Source organism: Dyadobacter sp. SG02 (assembly GCF_900109045.1).
Classification (GTDB): Bacteria; Bacteroidota; Bacteroidia; order Cytophagales; family Spirosomataceae; genus Dyadobacter.
This window is the reverse complement of record NZ_FNYL01000025.1, coordinates 1-12423: the sequence shown is the minus strand read 5'-3', so window position 1 is coordinate 12423 and position 12423 is coordinate 1. Positions and strand designations below refer to the sequence as shown.

The window sequence follows — 12423 nt, the reverse complement described above, 5'->3', positions numbered from 1 at the left end:
GACCCATCTTCGTTCGCATTGCGCTCAGAGGATTTTGTGCAGGATCATTTTGATTACCAGCGTCGAATCGGGATGGACATTAGGCGGATAGCCGGTTCTTTTCACGAGATAGGGAGGTGCGACGATCTTTTTGATCTCCCCCTCGCGCATACCCACGAGCGCCTCATCAACCGCCTTCGTGGCCTGTTTACCGCCGATGAGCACCTTCACCGGCGTAGTCGTATTCTCATTGGAATACAATACCTGCCCGGTCCGGTAACTAGTCGTCTCGAAAAGCATAATCTGTTGCCCGGATTTCGCTTTCGGGCCGTGGCCTTTCTTTAATATGGTGTATTGAAGGCCGGTAGGGGACTGTTTCATTTTTCCGGTGGAGCATGACAGCAGGAATGCCAGGCCAAAAATCCGGGATGTTCTGATTAATTGAGGTAAACCGTTTCTATGCATATATTATTCTTTAACAGTTCTGACATATAACCCGAAATCCTTCCCCACCGATTTTCAAACATACTGGTTCTGCTTTTTTTCGTGCCCAGGCAAGTTGTAAAAGAATGTTAAGTACTTGTAAAAGTTGGTTTGCGGCCCGGTTTGCTTCTGATTGAGATAGTATAATGTGCTGTTAATCAGTTAACTATGATTTATTTAAGCCAACCTTTCAATGCTCCGATAAACTTCGCCTGCTGATCGATAAAAACGGTATGCGAACAATTTTCAAGGTAAATGAGCCTGGACTTGCCGGTGATCTGACGTAAACGGGTGATCTGGTTCGAGGAATAGAGACCGTCCTGTTTTCCATAAATAGCATATATTGGAATCCCGGCTCGCGCGAGTTTGTGCAAAACGGGCGTCACGTCAATATTTTTCCGCTCTTCATTTTTCCAGAGCGTTTCTACCGCGCGTTCATTTTTGACATAGCTCTTGATTAATGTATCTGTTTTGTAGGTCGCATAGATTCGCTGCGCCTCGGAATCCGGGTTTTGCAGATTAAAAAAGCCGTTTTTGGAGGCATGCGCGAAAACCTCGGTGCGGTAGGCCAGGGACAGGGTGTCCATTTCGCTGATCCTGCTCAATGTCGCTAAACTTGCGGTGTCGTTTTGATCCCTGTAAATGCGCTGAACGGAGCGAAGGATGGTATTATAGGAAGCCTGTTGAGAAACCAATGCGCTGGTCAGGATAATGGACTTTACCTTGTCGGGATATTTTTCTGCAAAAAGCGTGGTAACAAGCCCGCCGAAACTGAACCCGATCAGGTGGGCGCCGGTAATGTGATATTTTTGGTAAATGCGGTTTACATCGTCCAGGAATTCTTCGTAATTCATTCTCGCCAAGCTATCTCTCGACCTGCCTTCGCCGCGCCGGTCATAAATTATCACGTAAAAACCTTCATCGGCCAGTTTTTGAGCAGTAGTAGCCTCGAAATAGACCGAACTGCTTCCCGGACCGCCGTGTAGAAATAGGACGGGCTCGTCGGTTTCCTTGCCAAATGCTTTCGAATACAATGATTGTCCCCTGATCTGACAGGAAAATAAAAATGCGGCCGAGATAAGCGATAGTCGTATAAGTAAATGCATGAACCCAATTAATGATAGTAACAGCTGGGCGGGCAGCCGTCAATTCATGTCACCATTAGTTTCACGCAAGTAACCATTTAAATAAATTACACCTTGTGCATTGCCGGGTTTTTTATAAAATTGCCTGTTATCAAAGACCTGACGCTATTGGAAACTTATACCCCCGGACTGCACCTTATTGCCACGCTCCATTCGGATAAAACACCCTTGTTAGTCGAGTATACCGCTTTTAAGACCCTTGCCGACGACCTTACCAGCACATTCGGCCTGCAAAAACTGGGGGAAGTCTACCACGATTTCGAACCAGGCGGTTTCACTGGTATTATCTGCCTCAGCGAGAGCCATTTGTCGGTGCACACCTGGCCGGAGTTTGGCAAAATTAACCTGGATATTTACCTCAGCAATTTCCAGCGGGTCAATAACGGCACCGTCCGTGCCATTTTCGACCGGATCATCGCCTATTTCGAGGCAGAGGTTGTTTCTGAACATCAAATTGTCCGATGAGCCATGGGAACAAGCAAACTTGCAATTTGCCCATCCTGCGGCAAGCCGGTGTATTTTCAGGGTTCGAATAATCTGGCTGGCTGCGGGTGCGGAAAGGTTTGGTACCGCTCAGGTGATGACCTCACGGAAGTCAAAATGGAACCGCTTTCCGGGACGTCGGATGTGATCCAGCCAGGTACTACGGGAAACTGGAAAGACATTGCGTTTACTGTTACCGGGAGGTTGAGGGTACTTTTCGAAGACCAGGCTTATAACTATTGGACGCTCGACTGTAACGACGGCTTTACACGCCATTTAGCCGAAGGGTACGGAATGTACACGATTTGCGAGACCCTGCCGTTCAAGGACGCGACGATCGCCCGCAAGTTCAGATCGAATGCGCAGGGGCTGAACTTGCCCGACGACCGTGAATTTTTGGTGACAGCCCGGAACGAAAGCCGCGTCGTCGAGATAGAGGGAAATGTGTTCGCGCCTACACTGCCCGACCGCTTGAATAGTATCGAGGCAAGTTCAAATACGGAACGGGTGGAACTGGTCGCTTACAGCGAAGAGGTAGCCCTGGCATTTGCCTGTCATGACATAGCACCTGAAATGCTTTTCCTCAGCAATACGCGGGAAGTTGCGTTAGACGGTAAAGTTTTTAACTGCCGCAATTGTCATGCTGAAAACCGGGTGCTGACCTATCCTTACGGTCAAAGCTGGGTTTGCGGCCAATGCGAAACCCGGCATTCGTACCTGAGCGGGGAGTGTGCGACGCGTGGTGCACAACAAACTTATTATCAGCACTTTTCTTTCGATATCGGGGAGCGGATTACCCTCGACGGCGGCGATTACCAGGTGGTAGGGCTCGCCCAGAAATACGACACCGATTCGCGCACAGATTACTGGCACGAATACACGCTTTACAGCAAACTGCACGGGTTTATGTTCCTCACCGAGTCGGCCGGGCATTGGACTTACCTGAAAGAGACGCGGCACGCTCCGAAGCCGACCGAAGCCCGCTTGCACCGGATTGAGTTTGATAATCAGCATTTCAGGCGGTATTCGAAATACCATTACCGCATTCTTTATGCTTTGGGTGAATTCCCGGGCGATGTGTTTTCGAAGCATGAGGAAATGGAGTCGATGGACTACATTGCGCCGCCGGAGATAATGAGCATCGAGCGGGACCATAAGAAGCGGGCCACCTGGTTTCGGGGGAAATATGTTCCGCGGGCGGTGATTGCTGCTCAAAGCTTCAAATCGCTTCCGGAGCGCCAAGGTGTAGCGCCTGCGCAGCCGCCCTGGATCAAAGTCGATACCGGAACGATTGCCAGATCGGGCGTGATAGCCTGGGTGCTGGCAGTACTGGTTCAGTTGCTGACAGGCAGTATGCACAGCGACCGCCTGGTTTTGGATTCAAACTACTATTTTGCAGATTCGCTTAATACACAGCTCTTTCTCTCTGAAAAATTCGAACTGGAAAAAACGAGCAGTGGGCTCGAACTGAATTTCCGGTCGCCGGTGGAAAACTCATGGTTGGAGCTGAATGCCACGCTCGTCAATACGATCGACGGCAGTGAATACAGTGCGGAGAACGGTGTTGAATTTTATTCGGGTTATGAAGATGGGTCTCACTGGACGGAGGGTTCGCAGGAAAATAGTATTCAGTTTACAAAAATACCTGCCGGGACTTATGTTTTACAGATGACGGCCACCCGCGATTCGAATATGTATGGCCAGGCACGAGTTTTCACCGCCAAGCTTTTTTATGATCCTGTTACCTACCGAAATATGTGGATCGTGATTCTCCTCATTTTGGTGTGGCCCCTGGTAATGGGCATCGCACGATATTACACCGAAGGTACGCGTTGGGGCAACAGCGAATTTGCCAATTCCTAAAACATGACCCGCATGAAAGAACTTTTTTTGAAATACGTCTTGCCGATGAAATGGTACTTTGTGTACGTCGCTGCACTACTGGCCTGGCTGGCATATGCCAACCTTACAGGCGATCGCATCTTGTCGTTCAACAACCAGGAGCAATGGAGTTCCGGAGGCCGCTCGCACGGCAGCGGTATCATGCACCATAAATAGTCATTAAAACCTAAACATATATCGATGCAACAATACATTATCAGTTCGCTCGTGTACTCGGGCATTGGGATATTGGTCCTGTTTGTCACATTTGCGGCCATTGAAATACTCACCCCGAAGCACAATCTGCGGCGGGAGATCATGGAAAACAAAAATGTGGCGCTGGCCATTTTTGCGGGCTTTTTCATGCTTGCGATCGCCATTATAATCGCGTCGGCAATTCACGGGTAAATGAAAAATACGGCAGGCAGGCACAGCGCGCAGTGGGTGTTGCTGGTAGCGGTGTTCATCATCGCAACTTGCGGATTGATTTACGAACTGGTGGCGGGCACGCTCGCGAGCTACCTGCTCGGCGATAGCGTCACGCAGTTCAGTATCATCATCGGTGTGTACCTTTTTTCGATGGGGATAGGCTCGTACCTCTCGCGGTTTTTCAAGGATCATCTGCTCGAATGGTTTATCAGGATCGAGTTGCTGGTTGGACTGGTGGGCGGTTTCAGTGCGATACTGTTATTCCTCGTGTTTCCGCTCGCGTTCAGTTTTCAGCCGGTTCTGTATGCGCTCGTAGGCGTCACGGGAATTCTGGTCGGGATTGAAATACCGCTTTTGCTTCGGATTTTGAAGGATAAGGTCGAGTTTGCGGAGCTGGTGAGCAGGGTTTTTACCTATGATTACATCGGAGCATTGCTGGCGTCGCTGATCTTTCCGTTGATTTTTGTGCCTTACCTGGGGCTGATCCGTACGAGTCTGTTTTTCGGCTTGCTGAATGTCGGTGTGGGGTTGTACCTCTGCCGGTACTTTGCCGGCGAGGTGCGGGGCGTGAGGGCTATCCGCTTCGGCGGCGTGTTGATCCTCATTGCCGAAGTGGCGGCATTCATTTTCTCCGAACAGATCATGAGTTTCAGCGAAACGCTTGCCTACAATGACCACGTGGTTTATTCCACCTCCACACCTTACCAGCGGATCGTGATCACCAAAAACCGGCACGATCTTAGGCTTTACCTGAACAATAACCTGCAATTCAGTTCGGCCGACGAATACCGGTACCACGAGGCGCTCGTGCACCCGGCCATGGGGGCATCCGGGCTGGCGCGCAATGTGCTTATCCTGGGCGGGGGTGACGGGCTGGCTGCGCGGGAAATTTTGAAATACAAATCGGTGAGAAACATCCAGTTGGTCGACCTCGACCCGGTGATGACGAAACTGTTCACCGAGCAGGATATTCTTGCTGAAATCAACAGGCATTCATTGAAAGACCCGCGGGTAACAGTGACCAATGCGGACGCATTTATCTGGCTGAAAGAGAACAAAAAGCAGTTCGATTGCGTCATCATCGACTTTCCGGACCCTTCCGGCTTTGCGGTCGGCAAATTGTATACAACAGCTTTCTACCGGCTTCTGCAAACGGCCATGACGCGAAATGCCGTCGCCGTGGTGCAAAGTACATCGCCCTATGTGGCGCCGAAGAGCTTCTGGTGCGTGAATGAAACACTCAAAGCATCCGGATTTCAGACTATTCCCTACCATAATTATGTTCCGTCGTTCGGCGAATGGGGTTATATCATGGCCTATAAGCCTAACGATTTCCATCTTCCGGTCACATTTCCCATCGAGAAAAAGTACATTAGTGAGGCTGTAATGGAGCAAATGCTGCAATTTCCGGACGACATGCTGGCCCACGGGCCTGTGGAGGTGAACAAGCTGAACAACCAGGCGCTGGTCAATTATTTCGAAAAAGAGTGGGGCAAATACCTGGAACAATGAAAAGGGGCGAATTCATCAGACTAACCGCCGGAATGGCCGTTGTCGCTCCGCTCGTAAATGCCTGCGACGGGCAAAAGCGTAATGCGGCGAAGACCATTCCCGGAAAGATCGTAGGTGCTTCGGCAGCGGCGGGGCATTTGCTTCGTGATCATGCATTCAATCCGCCTTCCGAATTCGAAACGAAAGAGGTAGTGATCATCGGCGCGGGCGTCAGCGGACTTTCGGCGGCGAGGCATCTGGTGCAACAAGGGATTGAGGACATCGTGGTACTGGACCTGGAAGCGCATCCCGGTGGTAATGCGGCTTCGGGCGGCAATGCGTTTTCAAAATATCCGTGGGGCGCGCATTATGTGCCTGTTCCAAATAATAACCTGACCGACTATCTCGCATTTTTGGAAGATGCCAAAGTGATAACCGGCTATGATCAGGCGGGTTTGCCGGTGTACGACGAGTTTTTCCTCTGCCACGACCCCGAAGAGCGGTTGTACATCAACGGGCACTGGCAGGAAGGCCTGGTACCTAATTTCGGGTTGAATGCGGTTCAACTGGCGGAATTCAAGACGTTTTTTAAATTCATTAATCATTTCAAAAACCTGAAAGGCGCTGATGGGCTCGATGCGTTCAGCATTCCGGTGGATACATCGAGCCGCGACGAATCGCTGCGTGCGCTGGACCGTGTGACGATGAAGGAGTGGATGGATAACCAAAACCTGTCGAGCGAATATATCCGCTGGTACGTCGATTACTGCACCCGCGACGATTTTGGCACACCATTCGACCAGGTGAGCGCGTGGGCCGGCATTCATTATTTTGCCTCGCGCAAAGGAAAGGCCGCCAATGCACAGCATAACGATGTGCTTACCTGGGAGAACGGCAACGGGTTTCTGATTGACGAACTACGTAAGCTGCTCGACGGCAAAATCAATACCGGCGCATTGGCAACTTCTGTAAAAACGTCGGCAAATGGCGTAAAAATCAGCTATCTCGATGTGGCATCGCGCCAGTTGAAAGGGTTGGAAGCGAAGCATTGCATTATGGCGGTGCCCCAGTTTGTCGCGGCGCGTCTTTTGAGCGATACCGGGCGCGGCAAAGCGTTGGCCGGGCATTTTCATTACGTGCCCTGGATGGTCGCTAACCTGACTGTCAAGGAATTGCACGAGCGCTCCGGGCAGCCGGCCAGCTGGGACAATGTGATTTACGGAAGCCCGTCGCTGGGTTATGTCGACGCCACGCACCAGCAGGTACAGCAGCGGAAGGAGCGGCGCAACCTTACCTATTACCTCCCGCTCACGCACGCGTCACCCGAGGTTGCACGCAGGGAGGCGTACCGCGCGGAACACGCATTCTGGGCCGAAAAAGTGCTTTCCGATCTCCAACGCGTACATCCGGACATCCGGGAGCAGACAGAGCGTATCGATATCATGCTTTGGGGGCACGCGATGGCGCAACCGCGCCCGGGAATGGTCCACGGCGACGTGAGAAAAACGCTCGCCAACAGCATTGGTAACGCCATCCACTTCGCCCACACCGACCTTGCGGGGGTGAGCATATTTGAAGAGGGTTTTTACCAGGGCCTTAATGCCGCGAAGAAAATCCTGCAACAATCCTGACCGCCATGGAAAACAAGCAGCCCTGGCTCGGTAAGCCGTTGACCGACATTGTTTTTATCCTTGCTCCACCGTTTCTGAGCCTGCTGGTGGTGATTGGCTTTCCCCGGATTTTCCAGGACAATGCCCATATGCCCGATGCCTGGTGGGTGGTGTTGATATTGCTCATAGATGTCGCGCACGTGTACAGCACGCTTTACCGCACGTACCTGAACCGGCAACTCTACCACCGTTTCAAGCCGTTGCTGATCGGTATACCGGTGCTGGCGCTGGTCATTGGTTCGGGTATTTATCTGATGAGCGGACTGTGGTTCTGGCGCGTGTTGGCTTACCTGGCGGTTTACCATTTTGTGCGGCAGCAATATGGATTTATGCGGTTGTACAGCCGTTTTGAGCGGACGCCCGGTTGGTACCGGCACATCGATCAGTTTGTGATCTACTATGCCACCATTTACCCGCTGCTGTACTGGCACCTGCACGGAGGCCGGAATTTCAACTGGTTTATCGAAAACGAATTCCTGATTTCCGCCTCCCGGCCAGCGTTGAATGTAGCCACGGGCTTGTATTTTATCATGTTAGCAGCCTATGTTTTTAAGGAAATGCATTACTGGCTGCATTTCAGGACGCTCAACATTCCCCGCATCGCTGTGATTACCGGTACTTTGGTATCTTGGTATTTTGGTATTGTGTATTTCAATGGCGACCTGGCATTTACGCTGCTGAACGTCGTCAGCCACGGTATCCCGTATATGGCGCTGATCTGGGTATTCGGACAAAAGGAGGCTGCCCGGCGGGAATCAGGAAGGTGGTTACCACTGTTTTTCGGGCAATATGGCGTGGTTCTTTTCCTGGGGCTGATATTCCTGCTGGCCTATTTGGAAGAAGGCCTTTGGGACTGGACGGTCTGGAAGGAGCACCGCTATCTTTTCTCGCTATTCCATCAGTTCCCGCTGACCGTTCACAAGCCGGCATTGGCGTTGATCGTGCCGCTGCTGGCCGTTCCGCAGATCACGCATTACGTAATCGACGGGTTTATCTGGAAAAAAGGAAACGAGCGGCATTGAGGTATTTTGACGGGTCATTTTGTCAATAGTTAAGCGAATAGTTCTTTCAACAAATGCCTGCGTTGTTTACTCACAATGGCCTGATAACCACCTTCCATTAACAAATACCCGCCATCTTCTCTTTTGAAAGACACGATCCTGTTTTTACTGATCAGATAGGATTGGTGTGTCCTCACAAAACCATAAGGTTCCAGTATATTTTCGTATTCGGAGATGGGTTTACTCACGGTTATCTTTTTGTTTCCGGTGAGATAAAATGTGGTATAACTGTTATCCGATTTGCAGAAGATAATGTCGTCGATCAATACATAATGGATTTCATGAGCCTCCGCCAATGCAATTTTTTTCTGCCGCTGCGACGGCAGGTTTTCAAACGACTGGATCAGCATCGCGATCTGTGCGCCCTGGTCGCGTTCTTTCTTCCTTTCCATCGCTTTTCTGACGGCCTCCGTCAGTTCCAGGTGATCAAGCGGTTTGAGCAGGTAATCGGTGGCCGAAAACTTGATGGCCTGAATGCCATATAAATCGTAAGCCGTCGTGAAAATGATGCTGCCCGGAAAATGGTTGAGCTGTTTCAGCAGGTCGAAACCCGTTTCGTTTTGCAAGCGGATGTCCAGGAAAAGGATATCCGCTTGCTGCCGGGTCAGGAAATCGTATGCGTCGCCCACATGATGCGCATAACCCGCTACTTCCACCTGCGGGCAATGCGTTTCCAATGCCAGGCGCAGGTTATGCACGGCCTGGATCTCGTCGTCGAGTATAAAACATCGGATAGGGGTCAGGAGAGCCATTTCAATAGTCTGATTTCCGTGGTGGTCCCGGAACCCGGGCTGGATTTGGTTTGAAGTACGATTTGCATGGCTGGCAACTTTTCGTTGATCAATGCAATGCGCTTACCGGTTAAGGAAAGGCCGTGCCCGGGCACTTTTACCGACGTGTCGTAGCCGATACCATTATCGGCGATGGCTACAATGAGGTCGGAGGCATCGCAACGGATGGTTACGGTGAGCGTGGGATTACGTACGCTTTCGGCGAGGCCGTGGCGGATGCTGTTTTCAATCACCGGTTGCAAAAGAAGTGGCGGGAAATCAATAGAGCCGAGGTCGTTCCCGCACTCGTTTCGAAAGGTGTACGTAAATGTTTTTCGTTTTTGTTCCAGTGCAATATACTTTTCCTCGATACCCAATTCCTCGGCGAGCGATACCAGTTCTTTCCGGCCGCTGTCCATGATCGTGCGCATGAAAGTCGCCACGTCGGTAATGTACTGGTTGGCCGCTTCGGGGGCATTCTGCCGGATCAGCGATTGGACGGCATTGAGGGAATTGAAGAGGAAATGCGGGTTCAACTGTCCGCTGAGCAATTGGAGCTGGTTTTCTATTTCGTTTTTCTTGCGGTTGAGGCGGGCGAGTTGTCTTTTGTGTCTTTGTTTTTGAATAGAAATCGCCAGTAACGCAAGGGTAACCACGCCCAATATCCATTGTACCAAGGTAATCCAGCCCGGTTGTCCCGGCAACGGTTTTACATCGATCGTTACCTCGTTGACACTTTCCCGCTGATGCGCGTACCGGAGGTATACCTTGACGGCCTTGCCCGGTTCGGGTTTATCGAGGTAAATGTAGGAGTAGCCCTGCGTAAACTTGATGTCCTCGCTGCCGCCCAGCCGCTGCCAGTTTTCGGGCTTCCCGATCGCGTATTCGATTCCGCTGTTGCGGGGAATTTTTCCGAAAAAATAATATTGCTCATTGTTCGAAAACCGGAGAAATGCGGAATGCCCGCCCTCGATTTCGAAATGGTTGGCCTGTGGCCCCTGTTCGGTGCGCGCCTTGTTGATTTCGGTATTCAGGATATCCTGAAAGTTTTTATCCGATGAAAATTCCACGAAATTGAAATAATCCGGAACGCTACGTACGCGGGCGATGGAGAAATGGTACACATCTGCCAAGGTATTCTTGTTCCTGAACGCCACGTTGAGCGAGTCGCCCAGCAGGAGCTCGAACTTCCCGGCATGGTAATGCTCCGCAGGCGTGGTTTCGACGTCTTTGATCTCATGGCGAATGTCTGCACTGGCATGGCCGATGTAAAAATCCGGGTCGTTTTTAAGAGAAACAATGTCAGTCCAATCGTTTTTTAGTTTACCATTGACAGCCGTCCTGAACTGCAAATCCTTGAAATCCATGTAAGGGATTTGTTCTCCTCGCCCGACCAGGATTTTGCCATAAGGATAAAAATCAAGCGAAAAGCGACCCATGGCGACGAAAAACTTAGAAGGATCGACGGTCGAAAGCTCCCTTGTTAAAGACGGGTCGGAGTAAAGGAACTGGTTGTCGAGGTTGGGTGTGAGAAAGGAAACTTTTTCCGCGCTACCGCTTACGTTACCAGCCATCGTGACAATGCAGGAGTCGCACACAACGCCGCCATGGATTTCCTTGATGGCGAGTATGCCGTTCGCGCTGTATTGCCCGCGGGCTGCCATCGGAATGAGCAGAAAAAGAAGCAGGGTTATTTTTTTCATGTCGTGAAATGGTCTGGTTCTGCCGCAAATACGTGACCGTAGCTGACAGCGGGCCAGCCAAAACTGAATCTGGCGTTTTTGAACTTGAATTCGGAATGTTATCAGGCAAAATAGCATACAATCCTTAACTTTGTAACCATGAGATTCGCACCAATGCTCTGATATTCCTTCACGTGCAGCCCTTGCACTTTGTCCCCGCTTCCCGGGGATCAGGATTTTATTATCTCAATTTTTCAATCCATCACTTATTGAAATCCTATGGAAGGAATACTGAATGCACAGCAAATAGATCAGTTTATTACCCGGGGCTTTATCCGCATCGACGATGCGTTCCCCACCGAAGTAGCGGCACAGGCGAGGGATATTTTGTGGAACGACCTCGGCGTCGACCGGCACGATCCGACGACCTGGACCAGGCCTGTGATCCGTCTCGGCATGTACCCGCAGGAGCCGTTCGTCGCGTCCGCCAACACGCAGGTATTGCACACTGCCTTCGACCAGTTGGTGGGAGCAGGCAAATGGCTGCCTTGCCGTAGTATGGGCACATTCCCGGTACGATTCCCATCCGATCAAGACCCCGGCGACGCAGGCTGGCACGTCGACGCCAGTTTCGCGGGCGACGATCCGGCCAATTTCTGGGAATGGAGAATTAACATCAATTCAAAAGGTCGCGGGCTGTTAATGCTTTTCCTGTACTCGGACGTGAGCGAACACGACGCGCCTACGCGCATACGTATAGGGTCGCACGCGGATGTGGCGCGTGTACTGGCGCCAGAAGGAGAAGCTGGCCTGTCATTTATGGAGCTTGCGGGCAAACTGGATACCATGCCCGAACGTGAAATCACATTGGCTACCGGCACGGCGGGTACGGTTTATCTCTGCCATCCGTTCCTGGTCCATGCCGCGCAGCCTCACCGTGGCAAGGAGCCAAAGTTTATGGCGCAGCCGCCATTATTGTTGCGGGAAGATTTGTCGGTTGATGGCGGTTCTCCCGTTGAGCTAGCCATTAAGCAAGCGCTTATTTAGGGGAAGGAAGGAGGAAGGAGAGGAAACAGACGTAGATAAATAGTTGGGCGTAGTCTCCGACTACGTCCGAGCGACAACTGGTCTCTGACCAGTAAGCAACATTAAATCAACGTTAGATAAGCCGGTCTGAGACCGGCACTCGCCCGGGGCTGACCCAAAAGCAAAAAGCCCTTTTTCTACTATGTAGAGCGAGGGCTTTTTTGTATTTTTAATTACGACATTAGAAATACATGGGCAAGATAAAAAAATCTGTTGTTTTTAAGGAATATGACCCCGGGCAATTGCTATTGTTGCCCCCTTCA

12 protein-coding genes are annotated in these 12423 nt (G+C 51.0%); 8 read left to right on the top strand and 4 right to left on the bottom strand.

The genetic code is table 11. The features are described from left to right. Positions 1-24: 24 nt before the first annotated feature. Both BMW93_RS34445 and BMW93_RS34440 read right to left on the bottom strand, forming a co-directional pair. Positions 25-360: an FKBP-type peptidyl-prolyl cis-trans isomerase gene (locus BMW93_RS34445; RefSeq protein ID WP_177194288.1), complete on the bottom strand. Its 336-nt coding sequence runs from the start codon at positions 358-360 to the stop codon at positions 25-27. A gap of 275 nt (positions 361-635) precedes the next feature. Continuing rightward, the gene (locus BMW93_RS34440) at positions 636-1568 is read right to left on the bottom strand and encodes an alpha/beta fold hydrolase (protein ID WP_229241129.1); all 933 of its coding nucleotides are present in this window, start codon (positions 1566-1568) and stop codon (positions 636-638) included. 120 nt (positions 1569-1688) lie between these two features. Between BMW93_RS34440 and BMW93_RS34435 the strand changes: the two genes are divergently transcribed. From BMW93_RS34435 to BMW93_RS34405, 7 genes are read left to right on the top strand one after another with little or no spacing between them, the layout of a single operon-like run. After that, the gene (locus BMW93_RS34435) at positions 1689-2072 is read left to right on the top strand and encodes an S-adenosylmethionine decarboxylase family protein (protein WP_229241127.1); all 384 of its coding nucleotides are present in this window, start codon (positions 1689-1691) and stop codon (positions 2070-2072) included. 3 nt (positions 2073-2075) lie between these two features. After that, the gene (locus BMW93_RS34430) at positions 2076-3953 is read left to right on the top strand and encodes a DUF4178 domain-containing protein (protein WP_090387279.1); all 1878 of its coding nucleotides are present in this window, start codon (positions 2076-2078) and stop codon (positions 3951-3953) included. A 12-nt stretch (positions 3954-3965) separates the two neighbouring features. Then, positions 3966-4148, top strand: coding sequence for a hypothetical protein (locus BMW93_RS34425; RefSeq protein WP_143061790.1), 183 nt, complete (start codon positions 3966-3968; stop codon positions 4146-4148). 24 nt (positions 4149-4172) lie between these two features. After that, the gene (locus tag BMW93_RS34420) at positions 4173-4379 is read left to right on the top strand and encodes a DUF350 domain-containing protein (protein ID WP_090387275.1); all 207 of its coding nucleotides are present in this window, start codon (positions 4173-4175) and stop codon (positions 4377-4379) included. Next, on the top strand, positions 4380-5912 hold the full coding sequence (locus BMW93_RS34415) for a polyamine aminopropyltransferase (protein ID WP_090387273.1): 1533 nt from the start codon (positions 4380-4382) through the stop codon (positions 5910-5912). It begins immediately after the preceding gene. Further along, the gene (locus tag BMW93_RS34410) at positions 5909-7522 is read left to right on the top strand and encodes an FAD-dependent oxidoreductase (RefSeq protein WP_090387271.1); all 1614 of its coding nucleotides are present in this window, start codon (positions 5909-5911) and stop codon (positions 7520-7522) included. The genes BMW93_RS34415 and BMW93_RS34410 overlap by 4 nt, the downstream gene beginning before the upstream one ends. A 5-nt stretch (positions 7523-7527) precedes the next feature. After that, on the top strand, positions 7528-8583 hold the full coding sequence (locus BMW93_RS34405; protein WP_090387269.1) for a hypothetical protein: 1056 nt from the start codon (positions 7528-7530) through the stop codon (positions 8581-8583). 29 nt (positions 8584-8612) lie between these two features. On the opposite strand, the gene BMW93_RS34400 is transcribed toward BMW93_RS34405, so the two are convergent. Further along, positions 8613-9374: a LytTR family DNA-binding domain-containing protein gene (locus BMW93_RS34400; protein WP_090387267.1), complete on the bottom strand. Its 762-nt coding sequence runs from the start codon at positions 9372-9374 to the stop codon at positions 8613-8615. Continuing rightward, complete coding sequence (locus BMW93_RS34395) at positions 9362-11095, bottom strand: sensor histidine kinase (RefSeq protein ID WP_177194287.1); 1734 nt, start codon at positions 11093-11095, stop codon at positions 9362-9364. The genes BMW93_RS34400 and BMW93_RS34395 overlap by 13 nt, the downstream gene beginning before the upstream one ends. A gap of 258 nt (positions 11096-11353) precedes the next feature. On the opposite strand from BMW93_RS34395, the gene BMW93_RS34390 reads away from it, so the two are divergent. Then, complete coding sequence (locus tag BMW93_RS34390) at positions 11354-12121, top strand: phytanoyl-CoA dioxygenase family protein (protein WP_090387262.1); 768 nt, start codon at positions 11354-11356, stop codon at positions 12119-12121. Positions 12122-12423 lie beyond the last annotated feature (302 nt).